The organism is Solemya velesiana gill symbiont, assembly GCF_002020805.1.
Classification (GTDB): Bacteria; Pseudomonadota; Gammaproteobacteria; order Chromatiales; family Chromatiaceae; genus Sedimenticola_A.
This window is the reverse complement of record NZ_MPRJ01000004.1, coordinates 12,386-38,418: the sequence shown is the minus strand read 5'-3', so window position 1 is coordinate 38,418 and position 26,033 is coordinate 12,386. Positions and strand designations below refer to the sequence as shown.

1 protein-coding gene (cut by a window edge) is annotated in these 26,033 nt (G+C 56.1%); it reads left to right on the top strand.

Going from position 1 to position 26,033, the window contains the following annotated elements; translation table 11 throughout:
• Positions 1-26,033, top strand: the 3' portion of a protein-coding gene (locus BOW53_RS12660) for a LamG-like jellyroll fold domain-containing protein (RefSeq protein WP_245831929.1). 18,670 nt of this gene lie to the left of the window's left edge; the window shows 26,033 of its 44,703 coding nt (coding positions 18,671-44,703); its start codon lies beyond the left edge, outside the window; its stop codon occupies positions 26,031-26,033.

Here is a 26,033-nt window from a genome sequence, read left to right as displayed (position 1 = left end):
TGACCTTCCTCGGCTTTGCTTCGGCCAGTGGTTCGGTCACCATCCGCATGCAGTACCCGACATTCACCATCGAGTTCGATGTGACCCTGATACTCGGTCCCATGAGCCTCCAGGCCAAGGGTGGTGCAGGCGTCTACCTGGATAGTAACCCCGGTCTGGCCCTTGTACTTGATGTCTCCCTCGACGTCGATATTCTGCGCATCTTCGAGATCGAGGCTAACGGCACACTGCAACTCAACACATCTGGAGCCGCTCGCACACTTTCAGGCATCACGATTGCAAAAGAGTCATTCACCCTGGCCCTGAACGGCAAGATCGTCATCCTCAAGGTGCTGAAGTTCAACGCCGGCTTCCGTATCGATGTGGGCAGTCACCTGGGGCTCGGCCTCGGTGGATGGAAGTTCCAATTCAATGCCAGTATGGACTTCTTCGGCATTGCCACGGTAAGCGCTAACGGCTGGCTCAATTCGAAGGGTCACTTCGATATCACTATCAGGGGTGGCCTGAAACTGGGCAGCAGCGGATTTGGCCTGTTTGCAGACTTCTCCGCTCGGGTATGGCTGACACAGAATCCTGAAACAGAGGAGTTCAGCTTCGGTATCAGCTTCAGCGCATCGGCCAAGCTCAAGGCGTTCGGCATATCCTTCGCCTCTGTCGGTTTCAGCTTCAGCGTGACCGCCGAGGGGGCAGGGCGTGTACCCATCAAGGTCAGCGCCAAGGCCTCGGTGAAGATCCTGTTCGTTAAGATCAAGGTCTCCATGAGCTTTACCCTGGGCTACATCGAACTGCCCAAACCCATCTACCTGGCCGGTAATGCTGGTAGTGGAGGTACCAAGACCTGGAGCGGTGGCGCACTCCAGCTCAACATGGGCGATCTTCGCCAGGGGGACCGCGGTATCGCAGAAGACCAGAAGGACGAAGTCTTTATCGTCGAGCATGTTGCAGGTACCGCTGGCAACGAGACTGTCCGCGTCAAGTTCGGCGGTCGTGAAAAGGTCTATACCGGTGTTTCCAGCATTGTCGCAGACGGTGGAACCGGGGCAGACCATCTCTATATCCGCGAAGGTGTACTGTCAGACGTAACCTTCACCGGCGGCCCCGCTATCGATCCTTTCGATAACGACAACGATGTAATGATTCATGAAGGCAGTGGCCATGCCATCTTCAACGGTGGTCACGGCAATGACTACCTTGAAACCGGATCTGCATCCACAACAGTCGTCTATAACGGTGGTACGGGTTCTGACTATGCTATTCATAATGGTTCAGGTCAGGCCACGCTGAATGGCGATAGTGGCAACGACAAACTGCTGGGCGGTTCCGCAAACGATGTGATCAACGGTGGTACCGGCGATGATGATATTCAGGGCCGTGGTGGTGACGATAACATCGACGGTGGCGACGGCGACGACCTGATCACCTGGATTATCGACGAGTCAGAACTGAACAACGTGGCTGGTGGTGAGACGGCAGAGACCGACGGCGACATGCTCTGGATAACCGCCTCCATCAACGACGACGTGATCTACATCAGCAGCCCGACAACGAATACTGTCATGGTTGACGATGATAGCCAGGGTTACATCACAGCCACCGGTATAGAGCGGCTGGTGGTCGATGCAGGTAGTGGATCCGATAACATCACCGTGGATTATCTTGACGGTTCAGGCGTGGGTAACGTGGATATCGATACCGGCAAGCTGGTCACCGATACGGGCCAGACCAGAACTGTCACCGAAACCATTGGTGAGGGTGAAGACGCGGTCAAGGTAACCTCACAGCAGCCCGTGGTGATCATCTCCGATGACAATGCCGCTGATACAGTCATCATCAGGGGTTCTGACAATCGCGATGTTATCGAATTGACAGATACCAGCGATGATGATTTCGGTGACGGTATCCGCACCACCTTCGATCTCACCAATGACATCAACATCAATGTCTTCAGTAGTGTACGCTCCGAAGGCGATACCCTGAAGATCGAGGCCAAGGGTGGCAATGACGATATCAACGCCTCTGCCATTACCAAGGATCTCATTGCACTTGAGTTCTACGGCGGTGATGGCGATGACGTAATTGTAGGTTCGCCGTTTGACGATGTGATCGACAGCGGCTTGGGCAGCGATACGGTTACCGGCGGCCTTGGCCACGACGAGTTCCATGATGCGAGCTGGAGTATCTACAACGGCATAGACGACGACGAAGACGGCGAGATCGACGAAGCGGACGAAGAGACCACCGATGTCGACAAGTTGCTGGAGACCTTCGATTCGGATGTGAGCCTGTTCAACAACTACCTGGTTGTCGGTACCCTCTACCAGGATGATGGTGTAACGCCGTTTGCACAGGGCCTCGATCCCGATACCGAACTGGCTGATGCAGGCGACCGCTATGACGCTGATGCCGTTGTTGAGGATCTCGGAAACCTCTTCGAAGAGGCGGAGATCATCGGTGGCGCCAGCAACAACACCTTCGTGGTCAACGACCTCGATAACGTCATCCGTGTCGGCGCCCAGCTGCTCGGCGTCGTCTCCTGGCGTGGCAAGGTGGTTCTCAACAACGCCGCCAACGACTCCGAATACGAGCACTACCTGGTCACCGTGCCCCAGGGCACCGAGGGTGATATCACCATCAGTGACAACAATACGGCCAATGACGACAGGTTGGTGGTCACCGGTACCGACAATCGCGACCTGTTCACCCACGATTCGGAAGCCGGGGTCGGCACCATAACGGCCAGCGGCGAGGCGGCAACGACCATTACCTATTCGAACGTCGAGTTCGTCGAGTTCAACACCCGCTCCGGCGAGGATATCCTGGCCGTGCAGGCAATTCATACCCAGACCACCCTCAACCTGGCGGCTGGTTCCGACATCGTCTACGTGGGCAGCAATGCGGATGTCGACAACGGTACCAATACGGGTGGAACAGTCAACGAGATCGGTGCACTGCTGAAGGTCAACGGCCAGGGCGCCAACGATTCCGATATCCTTGATCTCGATGATACCAGCGATAATGCAGACGATAGCGGCACCTTGACCTACGAAACCATCACCGGACTCGGAATGGGTGGCAGCATTCTCTACAGCACCCTCGAGACCGTCAACATCAACATGGGTGATGCGGCCAACGCGAACACCTTCACCATCCTAAGCACTCACAGTGGCACCGGTGTAGACACCAATGTGACCAGTGGTACTGGCGCTGACGTCATATACATTGAGACTATCAATGCGGCCACCAACGTCAATACGGGTGCCGGAAATGACCAGGTTCACGTCGGAAGTACAGTTACAGGAAACGAATACGACAGTACCCTGAACTCGATCTCCAATGGTCTCCTGACACTCGTTGCCGACGGAGAGACGGCAGGTGATGCAGATTATCTGTGGGTCATCGACAGTGGCGACCTAGCACAAGAGCAGGGATCGCTGACCACGACCACCATCTCTGGCCTGGGAATGACCGTTGGTATCCACTACGAGGGTTTTGAGAATCTTGAACTGCGTTTGAGCAACGGTAACAACACCTTCTTTATCGCCTCCACGCATACCGGTTCCACCTCGATCTTTACTGGTGATGAAGTGCCCACAGCCGGGGTCAATAACGACATCATCATCATAGAGTCGAGCCAGGGAATCACCAATATTTATGGTGGATCAGGTAACGAACTGTTCCTGGTGAACTACGACCAGTACGGCAACCAGACCTACCTGAATGGTATCGGCGCCGAACTGAGCCTGCATGGCCTGAATGGCAGCGATCAGTATGATATCGGGCTGTCCGGATTGGGTGCTTCCCGGATCAACGTATTTGATGACGGTCCTGGCACTGATCCTGGCGTCGATTCGCTGCGAATCTTCGGTACCAACGAGTCTGACTTCTTCCTGCTGCGGGCGAACAAGGCAATCGGCCAGGGCATGGTTGCGGCCATCGAGGTTGACGAGAACCGTGAACCGGTGGATAACGGGTTTGTCGAACGGGTCAACTACGACGGCAACATCAATGGATCCATCCAGATCTTCGGGCGCCAGGGCGATGATACCTTCGTGCTCGACGATACGCTCTCTCCGCTGGTCATCTTCGGAGATGCCGGCGACGACACCTTCCAGGTCGGCCAGGTCTTTGCATCTGCACGCGACGGCACCAACCCGGACAACGGCCTGGCAGAGGAAGACTACTTCGAGACCACCCAGGTTACCCGCGGTTTCCTGAGCAACGGTATCAGCGAGAACGCAACCCTGCGCGGCAGCTTCGGAAACGACAGTTTCACCGTCTACAGCAACAAGGCGGAACTCTTCCTGTTCGGCGACGAAGACGACGACACCTTCCGCATCCGCGCCTTCGTCAAGGTCAACCCGGACGATCCCAAGGCACCTTACACCAACATCAATGGTGGCCAGGGTGCGGACTTCATCTCCTTCACCGTCAACGCGCCGGTCCGGGTAGAGGGCGGCGACGGCTTCGATACCCTCACTGTCATCGGTACCGAGTTCGGCGACGACTTCGTGATCACAGACGAGGGTGTCTACGGTTCCGGCCTCTTCATCACCTACGGCGGCATCGAGAAGATCGTTGTAGACGCCCTGGAAGGCAACGACCGCTTCTTCATCGAAAGTACCAGCGAATCGGTTGCCCTCGAAGTGGTCGGGGGTGTCGGCAGTGATACCTTCAATATAGGCGGCAGCGACGGCAAGGCCGTCACCGTGGTCAGCAACAGTCTCGAAGGCCACAGTGGCCTCATCGAACACGATGCCAGCAGTTTGGTCCAGGCCTACAACGCCATCTTCGTGCAGGACATCTCGACCAAGGTTGGAGACAACGAAGAACCCGGTGTCATGGTGATTATGGACGAAGGGCCGCTGCGTGTATTCGAGGAAGCCACCACCGATACCGGCCTGATCGTCAACCGCTACTGGCTGGTACTGACCTGCGCACCGGAAGAGAATGTCCGCATCTCGGTTCAACCGGTGCCGCTCACCGAGAGCGAGCAGTTGGCAGGCGGTTACGGTGTCGCAGTAACCAAAGATCTTTCTGTCGAGGGAACTGAAAAAGGCACATCTGTCTTGTTCACTCGCGCCAACTGGTTCGAGAAACAGGCGATCTATGTCACTGTTCCAGTGGATGACACTCTTGCCGAAGGCAACATGGTCATCAACCTGCAGCACAAGGTTCAGCAGGGCGACGAACCTGCAGATGGTGGCGCCTATGACGGCCTCATCGTTCCCGGTGTGGTTGTCGAGGTGATCGATAACGATACGGCATCAGTACTGATTCTACCGACCGATGACAATACTACGGTTGCTGAAGATCCGACCATTGCCAACGGTGACTTCGCAGAAGACAGTTACTCTGTGGTACTTACCAAGCAGCCTACCGGTACTGTCGAGATAATACTGACAAGCATCGATGGCGAGATAGAGATCTTCAAGAAGATCGTGGGTGGTGAGGAACTGGTCACCAGTCTTACCTTCGATGAAAACGATTGGGCAACGCCACAGGAGATCTTTGTCCGCGCCATCGGTGATGATGAGAAAGAGAGCACCCACTATGCACGTATCTCCCATGAGATCGTGACAGATACGCTTGATAACTTCCTGGGTGTGATTATTTCCGGCGTGGCCGATGGGCTTGCCGATGCCATCAATGGCGACATGGACCAGGCCCTGACAGCAGAGTTCGATGGTACCGATACCATTACCGTCAGCGGACCACCGGCTTTCGAATACCAGATTATCGCGTCCTACAGCAGTGCGGACATCACCCTCAGCGGCACTCCGCAGTCCGGAGAGCTCTGGTCGCTCAGGCTCAACGGTGTCTCCTACGACTACAGCGTTCAGTTGGGCGATACCCTGGCCAATATTGCAGCGGCCATCGGAACCGCTCTCACCAACGAACTGGATCCGCTGGTTTACAGTGTCTCGGTTGCCAATGAGACAATCACCATCAGTTCAACTGTAGAACTCTTCGCAGTGACCTTTGCAGCTGCCGGCGATTCCGATGGCACGGCAAGCATAACCGGTACCCAGGCCACGGTTACTGTCAGCGGTGATAAAGCGTACGACGATGCAATCGCGACCTTGGACGGTAGCCTGGATGGCGTTGTGGATCCTGCAACAGGTTTTGTAACTCAAGGCAGCGTCTGGTCGCTCATTCTCAATGGAATCGAGTACAAGTACCCTGTAGAAACGGAAATTTCCACCCTTGCAGATGTTGCCCTTGGGTTGGCTACTCTGGCCGGCAGTACCGAATATACGGCCCTGGCTGAGTACGTCGCAGCCTCTGTACTGGTCGGTGGTGACGTCATCAAAGGTGAGAGCCTGACAGTGACACTGGATGGATCACCGTATACCTACACCGTCCAGGAAACCGATATCGTCGAAGGTGACATGGATGCCAGTCGCGCCAATGTTGCAGAGGGGCTCAGTGCAGCCATTGCAGACTCTGGAACCTATAATGCAGTAATCGACACCACGTTCACCAGCCAGATCAATATCGACGAAGGAACAGGACTGTTTACCATCCAGGTATCGGTGACTGCACCCGAGGCACCAGGAACTGCGAATATCGTCGATGTCTCCGACACTGAAAAGAGGGTCACCCTGGCAGGACCCTTCAATGAAGGAGATGTCTGGTCGCTGACGCTTAATGGCGGCTTTGTCTACGCCTACCAGGTTGAGACTGATGATACCCTGGGTGACGTGGCAGAAGCACTGGCCCTGCTGATCGATACCGACACCAATGCAAGCTTCACGGCCTCGGCAGACGTCTCCACCATAACGATTACTGCTTCCGAAACCCTGACGGTCAGTTTCAGTGTCGAAGATCCAGGCGCCCAGGCAGTTGGAACACTCGATATCAAGGGTGCCTCCACACCGGATGCGACCCCGGCAGGTGCAGGTGTCCATCTCGTTCGCAACGACGGCAGGCCTTTCACCGTTGAACTGAGACGCGCGGAGTCAGCTGCTGTCGAGTCTCTCGCCAATGGCACTATCACCGGCCAGCAGAGCGACACCCACTGGTCCAGCCTGGTGGTGAGCCTCGACGAGGACGATCTGAATATCGTCATGGGAACCGAGTGGACATTGACCCTCGGTACCAACCTTACCAACGAAGCGTTCCTGCAGGATGGTACAAGCTACGTCTACACCGCCGGCTCCAATGGAGAGATCCTGGTTCCGGATGCCATTGATGTGCAGATACACGACGATGACGCACCAGGTGTCCTGGTCATCCAGGATAATGGCGAGGTCAAGGTCATTGAGCCTACCGACTATGTACAGCTCGGTTCAGGGTTCCTCAGCCGGATAACCAGTTCATGGCTGACCCTGTCCGGTGACCTGGTGGTGGGTGAGACCTGGAGGATTTATATCAACGGTAATCCCTACAGTCATACGATTGCCGATACAGATACATTGAGCAGTGTCGCTTCTGCGCTTGCTACCGATATCAACAACGGTGGTCTGTTCTCCGCCAGTGTAGAAGCCGGAAGCAGACATATATACATCTCCGATACTACGCCATTCACCCTGACTTTCACCGAAGGAGTGGATGGAGAGCAGCGGATAATCGGCGATTTCGGACTGGCAGTGATGATCGAATCCGGCATCCATGACAGCATCTACACTGCGCTGAATATCGATGCGCCTGACTGGAATGCCAACGCGCACAACGAGATCAAGAACGCCACGGTGTGGCCGCACCTGACCATCCTCGGCTCCGGTGATGGTCATGCAGACTTCTATGAATTCACCATCACGGATGACATGTTCATCGATGAAGATGATGGTGACCCCGATGTCATTACTTACAAATCGTCGCTGCAGGGTATCTTCGACATCGATCACGGTTTCACCTACGGAGACGAGCTCATATGGGCGAGCCGCCTGAGCCTGTACACCCTGGAGAGTGTTGATGCCGACGATGACGGTGAAGACGACGATGGGGTGGAGGTCAGAGTTGCCAGGGGTTGGGGCTGGTCGAATCCCTATGATTCCAGGTACGGCGCTTCAGGCAGCACCAGCTGGCTGGACGATTATCTCACTTACACCTTCAACCGTGCAGACCTGGATGGAACAGAGCGCACCTATTACCTGAAAGTGGAGAACTGGTGGCCCTACAGCGGACTCCAGGTTGGCGTGGTACCGGAAGGTGTTGACTACGAGCTCCAGGTCTCCATAGAAGGTCACGAGGTAGGTGGCTTCCTGTTCAAGCCTGAACCATTGCCAGAGGCAGATAATACCCATATCACTTCTCAGGATGTGGATCCGCGGGATATAGATACAGGCGAGGACGGTGTCAACTTCTTCACCTTCTACGATCCGGAAATTGGTAACGCCGCATACCATGTTGGTGATGATGGCGCCGTTATCATCGGTTCCGACGTGCCCTATGTACGGATCCAGGGCGCCGGTGACGGCACCTACGACATCTACGAATTCGAGATCAGCGACTACATGCTCGAACCCGGCGATGACGAGGCAGTTGATGGCGATACGGTCCAGGATACTGGCAACCTCTACTTCACCAAGGTCGAACTGAAGCTGGTAGGCACCGGAGTTGACGGCACTACGGTAACGGATGGAGATACCTGGAACCTCGGCCTCCAATACCGCGATTACGATTATACCGTCGACTCGGATGATACCCTGGTCGATGTTGCCAAGGCCTTTGCTGAAGCCATCACCGGTGATACCGATGATGATGAAGACCTGGTCTATGAGAATGCAGACTCCCGCTTCAAGGTCACCGTCAACAATACCGGTTATATCAGCCTGATCATCGAGGGTGCAATAAACACAAACATCCTGGATGACGATGGTAATCCCTTCCAGTACGCCTTCAACCTGGCTGGTGATACTTATCCCGATGCCCTGACCCTGCCCATCAATCCGGCGGGCAGCATCATCACCCGTGTCGAGCCGGTAGACAGCACTGACAGTGCCATCGAGTTCCAGAAGGTCGAAATCAGCATTGACAACATAGTCGACGGGCACATCTGGAATATTTATATCAACGATGCACTGGCTGGCACGGCTACAGCTGGAAGCCAAGCATCGTCATTAGCAAATGCCCTTGAGACTGCTATCGAGACGTATGATACGAATAACAGTGGCATTGATCTTACGGTCAGCAGTCCGGACGATGTGTTGGAAATCATCAGCAATGGTGATCCCATAACCATCCGTATAGAAATCGATCCGGGCGGAACACACACGCCTGATGGCAGTGCGCCTGCCACGATCACCGGCACTCTGCCTGCACAGACGAGTACCGCCGGTAGTCTGTCCTTCACTTTGGATGGAACCATTACCTGGAACAGCCGTGAACTGGTTGTCAATCTCGGCGGAACAGTTTATGAGAACGAAAAGTGGTCATTGAGTGTCGGCGGGGTGACAAAACAAGTAACGGCCGGCCTTAATGATACTCCAAGTCTCATTGCCGGTGACCTGGAAGATGCATTTGATGATACTGGTTCTGATGGAATAGTTGACGGGTATACCGATTTCACTATTACCCGGAATAGCAGTGAACTTGTCTTCGGCGGTTCTGAATTGAACTGGTCATCTGCTATATCAGCGACAATCACCAAAGCAGTTACCGATGGTGGTTTCACGGATGGTACTGCTTCGGTGGCTGTGTTCGATATCGCGGATTTCAATTTGTCGAATGACAATAGCTGGGAGGTTGCACTCTATACAACGACAGATCCAGCGGATGACATTACCTTTACCTACAATAAGAATCCTTCGCATGACGCTACTGAAGTTGCCAATGACCTGGCGTCTGATATTGATACAGAAGGTGCTAGTGATGGATATAAGGCATTCAATTCCGGCAGTATCCTTGTAATCTTCCGTGAAGGAGGTACTGCTGATGAACTGGCCAACACGCCTACCATTGCCTATGACCATGACGGGGACAATAACCCTGGTGATGGTACGACGCCTGACGAGGTAATCGATGGCGAAGTGCATGCAGCGGCCACGGTAGTTCTTACCAGCACGCAAGGAACTGCGGCGGAACAAGAAACATGGAGTGTAATCGGTAGTGTCAATGGTTACACGGTTCCGGTTGATAATACCGGTGGTCTTAGTGGTGTTGCATTAGGAGTCGCCAGTGATGTCAGTGGTGACTATGATGCCTTCAACAATGCTGAAAAGATTTACATCTATCGGACAACAATGGATATTAGCTCATTTACAGCGGGTGGAACGATTGCTACACCAGATGTTATTGGCACTGTCTCCATGGCCGAAAGCGGTGAGCCTGACGTGGATTGGGAGCAGGTCATTACCCTTGGTGATTATGGACCGAACCGTACGGGTGATAAGTGGTTCATCGATCTGGATAATGATGGCGTCAAGGAAGAGTACCCTGCAGAGCAAGGGGATTCTGCTGTGGCTGCCAATGCACTGGCTGCCTGGATTAACGAATGGGCAACCGCCAACAGTGCTGACATTAGTGCCACGGTGGTGGGTGGCAAGATCATTGTCACATCAACCGGTACCGATGCGGTCGTCGCTCTCGGCCCGATCGACCTGGTACGCAAGGCCTATGATTCAGTAGAAGAAGTCCAGACCGAAGCCCTTTACACGACGATGGTTTGGGATTACGCGTCGAATGTCGGGGCAGACGGTGAACTGACCGATGAGGAAGCCGTCAGGTACAGTGAAGAGTGGAGTATCGTGATCGATGGCGTGCGTGTCACCTGGACATCACCCGCTTCAATTGAAAATAAGAATGATCAGACACTCTCGCATATTCTGGGTCTCTTCGTTGAGGAGATAAACAAGGCCACATATGGAATAAGTGCTGTCTACGATGTAACGCTGGTTGAAAATGCCAATGGCGTTAAGACAAGAATCCAGATAGAGGACAAGAACCCAGGAAATGGTTATATCGACCCGCTCAGCTTCTCGACCGATCGTGGTGGCGAGGTGCGTGGCCTGTTCGATATCGACAAGACCCAACTGGTCAATGATGCGTTCCCGATTCCTGTGCTCTCACACTGGGAGACCAGGTCTTACACGGTTCTCGAGTGGAAACAGACTGGGTCCTTCCTCGGTATACCCATCTACGGGTGGGTGCCTGTTACCTACTATTACCAAGTGCCGATTTACACCCAGGTAGGTGCTACCGTCAGTCCCAAGATCGAGATCTACAAGTCGGACGACGATACCCTGACGCCGGATGAACTGGTTGTCGAGGATTGGTTCGGTTATGCGGATCCCAACAACCAGGCCAGCAACGACGCGGTAGATCTGGGCAGTGATAGCCATGGACTGGATCCATTCATCGAGTATGTCTTCACAGAGGCGGGTACATACAAGGTCCGCGTCAGCTCTATAGCTACATTCTCCGATGAATTGGTTGCGCAATATCCGGAACTCGCCTCCAACCAGTGGCGGACGATCAATTCTGTTTGGCATGGCCTTGACTACGACCTGATCATTTCACTGCCACGACATGATGAAAACCAGGATGCACTTGCCTTGCAAGACAAGTACCTGACCATCGTGGAGGGTGCAGGCAAGGGACAGTCGGCAATAATTACCGGCTACGATGCCAAGAGCCGCGAATACATACTGTCGCCGCTCAATACCTGGTCAGAACAGCCGGACAGCAGCAGCCGCTACGAAATCAGCCTGCGCATGTCCGAAGAGTATGCTGACGAATATCAACCGAGGGTAGATAGCTACACGCTGACACTGACAGGTGAGCTGCTTGCCGGTGAAGAGGTTGTGGTCGACGTGGTTCCGCAACTGACCCGTACTTACAACTCGGATGACGCCTTCAATCCAGATACCGCCTTTGGTGAAAACGAGGCCCTGCAGGTCCATACCGCTACCGACCGGGTCGAGATCGAATTGACCGGGCAGGCGATCGAGGGTGATACCTGGATACTGACCCTGAGTGGCATCAACACCAAGATCGGGCTGGAGACGCTGCACGACGATGTGATTGCCGACTTGTCGAACGATGTCCTGGATAAGGACTACAGCAGCACGGCCAACAGCGTATTCTTCTACAAGGTCGGCGCCGATGAAGACCAGGCAGATATCGTCAGCGCACTGGTGACTGCGATCAATATGGATGGCGCTTACTTCGCAGAGGATATATCTGACGCAGGGCAAGGGATTTACAAACTCCGCGTAACCGACGATGCCCCGTTCTTCACCGGCTTTGCTATCACCCCGGATACCGAAGGTGTCGCACTGTATGGTGAGAAGCGTGACGACGAAACCGGGGACCTGGTCGAGCGCACCGTAGAGACCGGCGGTGATGTGGCCGTGGGCGATACCTGGTCACTGATCCTCACAGGTCTGGGTGGCACAGCGACCGTGGAATACGAGGTGCTGTTTGGTGATACCCTGGCCACGGTGGCTGCAGAACTCGGCGAGCAGCTGTTGTCTGAAGAACTCTTTGGCAATCCTGTTCCCGGCACCCTGGTCTACGACGAGTACGACATCATCATCCGGGGTCGGGTAGTGACAATCAGCAGTGATATTCCCGATGATGAGTTCACCTTGAACGTGGTTATCGATCCGGACAGCCAGGGCGGTGCAAATATCACCCAGCAGGTGGTCTTTACTGATTCCAACTGGAGTGCACCACAGACCGTTCACGTGATGGCAATCGACGACAGCGTCCTTGACGGCGGCGACGCTCTGGTATTCCCGGCATTCGAAGAGCGCGTCAACGCCATCCGCGGACCGCTCACCATCGAGGGAGGCGTCCAGGTCGATGAAGAGCGCTACCTGAACGATCCGTTCCGCCTGCCCGAAGAGACCAACTTCCCGCTGGCCGACGGTACGCTAAGCGATGTCGGCGTGGTCACTGTCGATGTGGATGGTGACGGTGTTGCCGAAACCGTGGCACAGCTCAGCGACGATGATGCCTTCCACTTCAACGCCCTGGTCGGCGAACGTCCGGGCTTCGATCCGCGCATGGACGACTACCTCTATGGTTTCACCCTTCTCACTGGCTCGGCCTTCGGCAGTAACCTGGATGTCGCCGATGTCTCAGGTGAGATCCTGTCGTTTGCTAACGATACGCCGTTTACGATCAGCCTGGATATCGAGGATGCTGGCGGTACCAGCATTGGTGACCTGACCGGCCGCGTTGAGTTCATGGGCACACCAAACCAGGACGACCTGGCATCCCTGAGCTGGCTCGAGGCCATGGTGGCCCTTGGTGGTACGGCTAATATCGACGACACATGGAAGATCACGATCGATGATACCCATGTATATACCTACACCGTCACTGCAGACAGTCGTGCACTTTCGAAGGTCGTCCGTGCACTGGCAGAAGATATCAACGATGCAGGCATCGGCATCGGCATCGAGGCCGAAGCGCTGGTGGATATCCTTGGCAACAGCAAGCTGCGCCTGAAGAAACCTGACGGCACATCGTTCGATGTGGATTTCGAGGTCAGAAACTCCAGTAACGTCATCAGTAGTCATGGCAACGCGACGATCAGCGGTGCCCCGGTTCAGAGTCTCTATCAGGGCGTCGAATGGACAGTGGGTGCTTTCCGCCTGATCACCCCGATAACCCCGGCCATGGAAGGTGAAACCTGGATCCTGACCCTCGACCCGGATACCACCGTCGACGATGACGAGGATGTTTCGACTTACACGGTCGGTGCAGGCGATGACATAGAGACGGTCACCCAGGCCCTGGCTGAAGATATCAGCTCGGCTTACCTGCCGCTGGTCTCCGGTTACACCGTTACCTTCACCAGCGATTGGGGAAGTAACCCGGATGGCATCAACATCGATCTTGGCGGTACGCCAGCAGAAGGCGAGGTCTGGCGCGTCGAGATGATCAACGAGGATGGTGATATCGTCAGTGCCGAGTACACGGTTGCCTTGGGCGATACTCCCTACGATATCGCGGGGGCCCTGGCAGATATCATCAACCAGGATATCCAGACACTGGTTGATTACGTGGCTGGCTTTGAACCTGATGTTGAAACTGCAGGTACGGCGACACTGGCACTGGTCAACGCCGCGAGCGAACCTTTCACCGCCAATTTCGAGATCGTGCCCAACGGTGCCACCACCGACGGCAGCTACACCGTGCACGATCCGCACGGACTCAACGTCGGTCTGGGTGGTACGGCGGTGCTCGGTGAAACCTGGAGCGTCCAGTTGACCAACGAAGATGGTGAGCTGGTCACAGTTTCCTGCATCACGGAAGAGGGCGACACCCTTGCCGAAATCGCAGCCGCCCTGGCGGCACTGATCAACGGGAACCTCAACAGTGACGGTACCGACAATTCGCTGCTGGCCAACTACGTTGCAGAAATCCAGAACGGCGGCTTCGAGATCGTCAACCGTGCAGGCAAGACCTTCGATGCGGTATTCGAGATCGCCGATGCGGTCACCACCACGCCGACCGAGGGTACGCACTACATCTTAAACGATGAACTGGAACTGGGCGGAACGCCTGCAGAAGACGAGGTCTGGAGCCTTGAGCTGACGACCGAAGCTGACGAAGTAGTTGTTGTTGCCCATACCGTGCTCTCCGATGATACGCTCGCCGATATCGCCACGGCCATCGCTGCAGGTATCAACAGCAACAACAGCACGGACATTGCCACCGATGCTCTGCTGGTCGACTTCTCAGCCACTGTGGATGGCAGCACCATTACAGTGACCAATGATGCCGACCAGGGCTTCAGCATGGCCTTCGATATCACCGATGTCACTGTGATCACTCCGACATCAGGTACGGCCACGATTACCGGCACCAATGACACCATCGTGCTGGCCAAGCCCGATATCGGCAACCAGTACTACTACACGCCGATCAACCCGAATATCCGCGTCGACGAGACGACCCAGGTCGATACGGTCACCGTATTCCACGGCAACAGCCCGTCCAACGATACCGGCGTTCTCACCGAGAGCACCCTGACCGGCCTCGGCATGGGCGGCAACACCATCATCAACGGTCGCGAGATCGCCGGTGGCATCACCTACTATCACCTCGAGAACCTGAACATCGAGCTGGGTACCGGTGACAACGACTTCACCATCGAGAGCACCCACACCGGCGCCACCAACATCTCCTTCGGCCAGGGCGAGGACGATGTATATGTACAGACCATCTCCGGCCACACCAGCATCGAGACCGGTGCCGGGGCAGACGACATCGTTGTCGGCAGCATCGACAACCTGGTCGATCCGATCGCCGCACTGCTCACCATCAATGGCGGTGGCGACGCTGGCGACACCCTGGTGGTCAACGACAGCAGCGACGTCACGGACAATATCGGTCTGCTCACCGGCAATACCCTGACTGGCCTCGACATGCCGACGGTCTCCGAGATCCAGACCATCACCGTCCAGGCCGCCAGCGGTACCTACTTGCTGCGTACCACCGACGTGGACACGGTGGACTCCGAGACTTCACGCTCCACGGTGATCGATCTCTACCTGGCCGAGGATGGGGTAGAGATGACGCTGGCAGGCGAGGTCTGGAGTGTCCAGCTGACCACAGGTGACAGCACTCTGGAGTACAGCTTCGACGTGGTCAGCAATAGCGTTACCCTGGCCGAAATCGCCGAGGGACTTGCAGCCGAGATCAATGCGGATGCTGGAAGTGGATTCGCAGCAAACGCCGATGGCGACAGCTTGGTCGTAACCAACCTGGCCGGCGACGAGTTCAGTACGGGCTTTGATATCCAGATGGTCGCCAGCTACAACGAGAGCTACGATACGGCGGTTTCTGTTCAGTTGATGGGTACGCCTGTAGCCGGTGATGTCTGGACGGTTTTACTCACGGTTGCCGGTTTTATAAGCAACTACAGCTACATCGTTGTGACCGATGACACCCTGGCCGATGTGGCTGCAGCCCTCGCAAGCGCGATCACCGCAGATACCGAGCTGGATCAGGCAATTATCGCCACAGCCAGCGGTGACAGCCTGGTTGTCAGCCACTCCGATGGCGATCAGTTCGGACTGACATTCGATAATGCCGATCGTTACATCATCGATAATGGCAGGGCAGCGTATGACACTACCATCACGGCAAGCCTGGTTGGAACACCTGTTGCTGATGACGTATGGACAGTCACGATCAATGTTGGTGCAGACATCAACGTCTACAGTTATACGGTTGTAACCGATGATACGCTGGCAGATGTGACGGCAGGACTCGCCAGTGAAATAAACGCGGATGATGCGTTTACCGCCATAGCAGTTGGTGAGCGACTGGTAGTCACCAGCCTGGCTGGCGATGCATTCAGCGTGGACTTCGATGGTGTCGACAGTTACACCGTTGCCAGGGGCACGACCAGTGCCACTGCAGTGCTGTTCGGTACGCCTGTAGCTGATGATGTGTGGACGATTGCGATCACTGTGGATGCCCTCACCACAAACTACAGTTACACGGTTGTAACCGATGATACGCTGGCTGATGTCGTGGCAGGTCTCGAAAGTGCAATTAACGATGCCGATGCCTATGAAGGTGCCTTCACCGCCTGGACTGACGGAACCAGCCTGCAGGTAACCAACTCGGCAGGTGATGAGTTCAGCATGGTCTTCGCCGATGTCGGCAGCTACATCATCGATAACGATAAGGCTGCCACCGCTGTACTGCTGACTGAGGCGGTCGCCGATGAGGTCTGGACAGTTTCGATCACCGACGGTGAATTCACCACCAGCTACAGCTACACAGTCGTTGCGGGCAACACCCTTACCGAAGTGGCAGCAGGCCTGGCCGCGGCAATAAACGCAGATACCGCATTCGGCGATGCGTTCGTGGCAACCAACATCGGCGGCAACCTGCTGGTCACCAACCTGTCTGCAACCGAGTTCAGCATGGAGTTCAACAAGCTGATCGTCGGTGACGACTTCATCTCCGGTTACCAGGTCATCGATGCAGAAACCAGCACCACCACTGCCCAGTTGCTCGGCACGCCTGCAGAAGGGGAGACCTGGTCAGTCTCGATCACTGTGGACGATGTCACCAGCGTATTCAGCTACACGGTAACCGCCGGTGATGCCCTCGACTCCATGGCCGATGTGGCCGCGGGCCTTGCAGATGCAATCAATACCCTGGCCGATGCGGCATTTACCGCCCTGGCTACTGGCGAGACCCTGGTGATCGTGTATCGCGACAGCAGCGAATTCACCACCGTCACCGAAGGCCAGTACTACACCCGCGGCGATGGCTACTCCATGGTTACCCTGGCATACGGACTGGGTGAATCCGATATCGAAACCAGGCTGCAGGGCCTCTTCGACTTCGACGACATCCGTGTCGAGGTTCATGAACCGCCGGTACCCAGACAGGTCAGCTACAGCATCAGCTTCGTTCGCGACCAGGCCGGTGTGGACTTCGACCAGATCACCTGGGGCGAGACCATCGAGACCAGTGGACTGCTGCCCAGCCCGAACGCTTCGGTGAATGTATTCGTCAGTACCTACAGCGACGGTACCACCGAGCAGCTGCTCAACAACGTGCAGACCATCACCATGAACGCTGCAGATGGCACCTTCACCCTCAGCTTCATGCTCCAGAACGATATAGGTGAATGGATCGAGCATGTGACCGATCCGATCGACTACGACGCATCGGCCGTTGATCTCTACAAGGCAATCAGCCCGATCCTGAACCCGAATGGCTCGAGCCGCGATATTGACCCGGTATTTGACGAGGCGACCCGCGATCCGGCATGGCCGTACACCGACAACGTACTGGTCACCAAGCACGATAACGTCTTCCATATCATCTTCCAGGGTGAGTATGACGATCTGCTGATCCACGATATCGATACCAGCCTGCTGACCGGCGAGGCCCTGAGCGGCAACGTCGAGTTCCATGGCGCGCCTCAGGACGGTGAGACCTGGAGCGTCACCCTGACCGATGCCGACAACAGCTCGGTCATGACCTTCGACTACACCGTGAGTGGCAGCGTCAGCCTCACCACCGTGGTCCAGGCCCTTGCAGAACAGATCAATATCAACGGCCTGCCGCAGTACCGCGCGGTACACGAGGGCGAGACGCTGTTCATCGAGAACCTAGCCGGGAACGACTTCAGCGTTGAAGTAGCCACTACAGCGAAGAGAAGTATTGTCGAGTTCGGTGGAGCGCCTCGTGACGGTGATACTTGGAGCGTCACCCTGACTGATAGTGCTGACGCATCTGAGATGGTATTCGACTTCAGCGTGACCGGTAATCTCAGTGTGGCCGAGGTGGTCGAGGGCCTGGTAGTGCTGATCAATACCGACGGTCAGACCACGTACAGCGCAACCCAGGACGGCAACGAGCTGTTGATTGAGAAGCTGAACGCAGATGACTTCACTATCGACGTGACCACCGGCGGTGATGGAGAGGCGGTAGTCAAGCCTGCACAGATAATCGAGCCCGCGACTGCGGTTGTCGAGACCCGCGTGGATGGCATCAACTACTACGGTATCGATTACCTGAATATCGATCTCGGTGATGGCCATGATGTCTTCAGCGTACAGGGCACCACTGCCAATACCAACCTCAACCTGGGTGCCGGCGATGAGCGGATCTACGTCTCCTCCAGGGCGGAATACGATCAGTCCGATAACACCACGTTCCTGCTCGGCCATCTGCACGACATCGACGGTTGGCTCAACATCGACGCCGGTGCCGGCAGCCACCAGCTGATGGTGAGCGACGAGGCGAGCCTGGTAGGTGACACCGATGTACTGATTACCGATCAGCTCAGCAGGGCCCAGGCCAGGGATCCCAACGTACCGCCGTACGATGATGCCAACGATCTCAACGATGTGCCTGAAACCTATGACATCTACATGCTCGGCCTGGCCGACGGTGCAATCAGTTACCGTACCGACGGCGACTTCAGCAGCGGCGTGAGCCTCTGGACCGGTTTCGGTGATGACACCATCGACATCGATGGAACCCATTACAACAACAGCGTGCAGACCATCACCACGATCTACACTGGCCTGGGCAATGACGAACTGACGGTCAACCTGACCGAAAACGAAGATGACTTCAGCGTCTTCTACACCCAGCGGCCCTACGACATCTATCCGGGTTACGCAGACGACGATATCCTGGATGCATCCACCTCCTCGGTGCCCATGATCATCTTTGGTGGCCAGGGCCACGACATTCTGAAAGGTGGCAGCAAGGACGACATCATCACCGGTGACCGCGGTTACCTGGTCTCCCTCGATGAGAGCGGCGCAGAGATCATGCTGACCCATCCCGATCTGGGTGGTGATGATCGCATCACCGGCGGTCAGGGCGATGACCTGCTCTACGGCCAGCTCGGCAACGACATCTACTACTTCACCGACAGTAATCAGGGCAGCGACCAGGTATTCGAAACAGGTGAGGAAGACCCGGACCGCAACAACCTGGCCGATACCCTCGACTTCAGCGGCCTCGCCGGTGGCATCACCATCGACCTGACAGTGACCGATCTGCAGGTGCTCAATGTCGATCACCAGCAGCTCACGCTCTCCAGCGGCACCGGCATCGAGAACGTGATCGGCAGCGCCTACGCTGACGAGATCTGGGGCAACCTGCGCGAGAACACCATAGAAGGCCGCGCCGGAGACGACTTCATCATCGGTCGCGAGGCAGACGATACCCTGCGCGGTGATGAAGGTGACGACATCATTGCCAGCGACCTGATGCCGCCGGTGGCCTGGTGGAACTTCAACGAGACCAGCGGAACCTTGCTGGAAGACTCGGCTGGCTTCCCGCAAGACGCTACCCTGTATTTGTCATCGCCCGATATGGTGGATCCGGGCCCATCGTCCGACCTCGTATTCTATGATGCCGGTACGGCAATCGAATTTGGCAATACTCTCCATGAATACGTGGCGGTCGCACACGATTCGGTATTTGAACTGACCAACGGAACGATTCAGTTCTGGTTCAACACCGATCGCATCAACACCGCACAGACCTTGTTCGAAAAATCAACGGTTGACGGCATAACCGAAGGCGATCTGCGCATAGCACTTGATAATGAAAACCTCAGCGTTAGCCTGCAGGGAGCGAGCCAGCTCTGGACTGTCCAGTCGAGTCAGACAATTGCCGCGGATACCTGGTATCACCTGGCGTTCAGCTTCGGCGATGCCGGCATGCAACTCTACCTGAATGGCGTACTTGTCGGGCAGAATGGCTACACAGGCGGATTGGCCGGTAATGTCGATCCCTTTGTCATGGGTGGCGACATCCGGGTCAACAGAGGTGAACCTGGCGATCTGGACGATTTCAGGATACAGGACGCTTTCCATGGCTGGATCGATGAAATTGTCATCTTTGATCAGGCGCTGACGCCAGAGCAGCTCCAGACCTGGGTAGACAGCCTCGGCGCAGGCAGTGGCAATGACCACATCGAGGGCGGTGATGGCAACGACGAGTTGTATGCCGGCTTTGGTGACGACTGGATCGCCGGCGACGGCGGTTATGGCTGGATCCCAACCGACGACAGTTATGGCTGGGTCCCGGACGACGGCGTTTTAGGCTGGATCCCAACTGGTTACGGCGATTACGGCTGGATCCAGCCCGGCACCGGCGGGGATGACCTGGTTGTCGGATCGCGGGGTGACGACACCATCGCCTTCATCGGTACCGGTCTGGGCACCGACGATATCATCGAGCTCAGTGCCATTGACAGCGATACATTCGATCTCTCTGGCTTCGGTGTCGCGGCCAACGTGGACCTGGCCGTTACCGACCTGCAGGTCGTCAATCCGGGCAACCTGAACCTGAGACTCTCCAGCGATACCGGCATTGAAAATATCATCGCCAGTGACAACGGGGACACCATTTACGGCAATACCCTGGGCAACAGGATCCAGGGTGGTTCAGGCGACGATTACCTGTATGGCCGCGATGCCGACGACGTCTATGTCTTCGTTGGCGGCAACCTGGGCCACGACACCATCATCGAGGCCGACAATGTCTATACCGACACCCTCGATTTCAGCGAGTTCATCGGTCCGGCAACCGTTGACTTGTCCAACGCCAGTCAGCAGCAGGTGCTCGCGGGTGAACTCGATCTGACCCTCTCGTCTGCATTCGCCGAGAGCCTGACGATTGAGAATGTCATCGGCAGCGTCTATGACGATGTGATTACAGGCAACTCGCTGAACAACATGATCAATGGTGGAGAAGGCAACGACATCATCTATGGTGCAGCCGGCATCGATACCCTGTACGGCAACACAGGCGATGACCAAGTATTCGGCGATGCAGGAGACGACCTGCTCTACGGCGGAACCGGCGCTGATTATATGGATGGCGGTCTCGACAACGACCAACTGTGGGGTGAGGAAGACCACGACTGGCTGATCGGTAATGCCGGAGATGACATGCTCTACGGTGGCGATGCCCGCGATACGCTGTTCGGTGGTGACGGTGCAGATAGCCTCTACGGCGGACAGGCTGGTGACTGGCTGTTCGGTGATGCAGGCAATGACCGACTCGAAGGCGAAGAGGGTAACGATGTCCTGTTCGGTGGCGCCGGTGACGACGAGCTTCTTGGCGGTATCGGCAGAGACAGGCTCAGCGGCGGTATGGACAACGACACCCTCTGGGGCGATGCCGAGAACGATTGGCTGCAAGGCGATGCCGGTGACGATACCCTCTACGGCGGTGACGGTGACGACAGGCTGCTGGGCAAGACCGGTATCGACCATATCGAGGGTGGTGACGGCAACGACAGCATCTGGGGTGAAGCGGGCGACGATACCCTGCAGGGCAATGCCGGTGACGACTGGATCAAGGGTGGTGACGGCATCGACAACATCTCCGGTGGAGAGGGCGAGGACATCCTGTTTGGCGAGGCCAGAACCGACACCATCATGGGTGATGCCGGTGCAGACCTGATCTACGGCGGTGATGATGCAGACAACCTTTACGGTGGTCTGGATAACGATGAAATCCATGGTGAAGCCGGCAACGATTACATCGAAGGCAACGAAGGTATCGATACCCTATACGGTGAGGCCGGTGAAGACGAAATGAACGGCGGTGCCGATTCAGATACTCTCTATGGTGGTCTGGATAGTGACACCATGTTGGATGATCACGGTGATGACCTGTTCTATGGCGGCGCAGGTGCCGATCTGATGTCAAGTGGTTCGGGTAATGACACCCTGTATGGTGGTGACGGCGCCGACCAGATGTTCGGTGGCTCGGGAGATGACCTCATCTACGGTGAAAACGACAATGACTTCATCTATGGAAATGAAGGTACAGATACCATCGAGGGAGGTCTGGGTGCCGACTTCATGTGGGGCCATGATGGAAATGATGTTCTGGATGGTGGTGAGGGCGACGACATCATAAGCGGTGGAAATGGTGACGATATTCTTGAAGGTGGTGCTGGCTTAGATACGGTACAGGGTAATGCCGACAATGATACCTACCTCTTCGTTGGGACGGGACTGGGAACCGATTACGTTCAGGAAGAGGGTGGTGCACTATTGGATACACTCGACTTCTCCGGTTTTGGTGCACCGGTCGTGGTCGATATGGCCTCTGCCACAGTCGTCAACAGTGCGGACCTCGTGCTTTACGTTTTCGGCGGTGCCATGGAGTATGTCACCGGCACGGCATATAACGATCAGCTCTACGGCAACGCAGACAACAACCGTCTCGAGGGTGGCCCGGGCAATGACTACCTCGAAGGCCGGGGTGGTGACGATGTGTATGTCTTCACTGGTGGTGGCCTTGGCAACGACACCATCAATGAAGCGACGGATGTCGATACCGATACCCTGGATTTCACCGGCTTTGTCGAGGTGGTCAATATCGACCTGGCACTGAACACTGCGCAGGCTCTGGGTACTGACCTGACCCTGACTCTCTCCAGCGGTTCGGCCATCGAGAACGTGATCGGCAACGGAAACAACGACACTATCCTCGGTAACGCACGGCCCAACAGGCTGGAAGGCGGGGCAGGTGATGACTACCTCGAAGGTCGGGGTGGTGATGACACCTATGTCTTCTCCGGCGGGGCCTTGGGTACAGATACAGTAATAGAGGCCGCTGATCTCGACAGCGATACCCTGGACTTCTCCATCTTTGCAACATCAGTTGACGTCGACCTGGCAGACGACACCCTGCAGGTGGTGAATGTCGGCAACCTGAGCCTGGATCTTTCCAGCACCACCGGTATAGAGAATGTTATCGGCGGCATCCATGATGACACCATCGACGGCAATACCCGTGACAATACACTTGATGGCGGTGCCGGAGACGACACACTGTCTGGCCATGATGGCAACGATACGCTGTATGGTGGAGCGGGAGCTGATGTACTTAGCGACGGCAATGGCAATGATGCCCTTTATGGTGGTACCGAAGCTGACCAGCTGGAAGGTGGAACAGGCGATGACACGCTGTCAGGCGATGAAGGGGATGACACCTACCTGTTTGCAGGAGCCGGCCTGGGGCAGGATGACGTCATAGAAGCTGCCAACGTGGACAGCGACACCCTCGATTTCACGGGATTTGCCGGTTCGGTTGAGCTCGACCTGGCCGATGACAGCCTGCAGGTTGTGAACGCTACCCACTTGAGCCTGAACCTTTCCATCACCACCGGTATCGAAAATGTCGTTGGCAGCGGCAATGATGACGTGATCCAGGGTAATACGCGCATCAACCGGATCGAAGGCGGCGCAGGCAACGACACCCTCGAAGGCCGCAGTGGCGATGACATCTATGTCTTCAACGGCAGCGCTTTGGGTACGGATACGGTGATCGAATCCGCCAATACCGGTACAGACACCCTCGACTTCACCGGGTTTGACGGTACCGTCGCCGTTGATTTGGCCGACACCAGTGAGCAGGTGGTGAATGTCGGCGATCTCAGTCTCGACCTGTCCACTGACACCGGTATTGAGCATGTCATCGGCAGTGATTTTGCCGATACCATTCAGGGCAATGCACGGGATAACCGGATCGAGGGCAGGGCAGGCGATGACACCCTCCAGGGTCGTAGTGGCGATGATACATACATCTTCTCCGGCGGTACCCTTGGCAGTGACACGGTGATCGAGGCCGATGATGCCCAGACCGATACTGATGTTGATACCCTGGACTTCTCGGCGTTCGCCGGTACGGTCGAGGTAGACCTGTCCGATACGGCGCTTCAGGATGTGAATACATCGAACCTGGGATTGACCCTGACCATTGCGACCGGCATTGAAGATGTGATCGGTAGTGCCTTTGACGATGTCATTACCGGCAACGCACGTTCCAACACGATCCTGGGTGGCGAAGGAGCCGACACCCTGTACGACAGCCCGGGTGATGACACACTCGATGGCGGTACCGGTGCAGACAGCCTTTATGGCAGTGCGGGCAACGACACCCTGATCGGTGGAGAGGGCGATGATACCTACCTGTTCGTCGGCAGCGGTTTTGATGATAACCAGATCATCGAGGCGGCGAACGTGGATACGGACACGCTCGACTTCTCCGGCTTCTCCGGCACAGTGGACGTCGACCTAGCCAGCACCACCCTGCAGACAGTGAATACCGGCAACCTGGGCCTGGATTTCTCCAGCAACACCGGAATCGAAAATGTAATCGGCAGCGCCAACGACGATATCATCCAGGGCAATACGCGGATCAACCGCATTGAAGGTGCGGCAGGTGACGATACCCTCGAGGGACGCGGTGGCGATGATGAGTATGTCTTCTACGGCAGCAACCTTGGCAGCGACACGGTGATCGAAGCCGCTAACCTGGACAGCGATACCCTTGATTTCATCAGCCTTGACGGGCCGGTGGTAATCGACCTGGCCAGCACTTCGGTGCAGGTGGTCAACGCGACACACCTTACCCTGACGCTCTCCAGCAGTACCGGTGTGGAGAATGTGCTTGGCACTGCGTATGACGACGTGATCGACGGCAATACACGTGACAACCGGATTGAAGGCCGTGTTGGAGACGATGTCCTGAGAGGCCATGACGGTAGTGATGAACTGCTCGGTGCTACCGGTTCGGATCAACTGGAAGGCGGAACCGGCGATGACTACCAGGAGGCAGGAACAGGCAATGACACGTATGTCTTCTCCGGTGGCAACCTTGGACACGACCAGGTAGTCGAGGCTGACAACAGTGATACCGACACCTTCGACTTCTCCGGTTTCGCCGGCACGGTCGCCGTAGATCTCGCTGATACCGCCATGCAGCAAGTGAACGCCACCCACCTGGCACTCACCCTCTCCAGCAGCACGGGTATCGAGGATGTGGTCGGCAACACCTATGATGACGTGATCAAGGGCAATGCACGGGACAACCGTCTCGAAGGTCTTGCAGGCGATGACATCCTTGAGGGACGCGGCGGCAACGATCTCTACATCTTCAGCGGCAGCGGCCTGGGTAGCGATACGGTGGTCGAGGTTGCCGATGCCGATGCCGATACGGATACCCTGGACTTCTCCGGTTTCGCCGGTACGGTCGACCTTGATCTTGCGGTTACGACAGAACAGCAGGTGAACGATCCTGACCTGGCCCTGACACTCTCAAGTGATAGCGGTCTCGAGAACGTAATCGGCAGCGATTTCAACGATGTAATCAGTGGCAACAGCCGTGACAACAACATCACGGGTGGAGATGGCGATGATGAGCTGACAGGCCGCGGAGGGGACGACCAGCTGTATGGCAACCTCGGTTCAGACCGACTCGATGGTGGCGCAGGTGATGATTACCTGGCCGGTGGCGCGAATGATGACACCTACCTGTTTGTCGGCTCAGGCCTGGGACAGGATCAGATCATAGAGACTGCCTACTATGACACTGACACCCTGGACTTCAGTGAATTTGACGGCCCGATCGAGATCTACCTCTCCAGCACCACTGTGCAGGAGGTCAATGTAGACGACCTCTACCTTGAGTTCTCCACCAGTGCCGGCATCGAGAACGTGGTTGGTAGTCGCTATGCCGATGAGATCTGGGGTAACGTCAGGGACAACGTACTGGATGGTAGAGAGGGTATCGATATCCTGGAAGGCGAGAGTGGCAACGACACCCTGATCCAATGA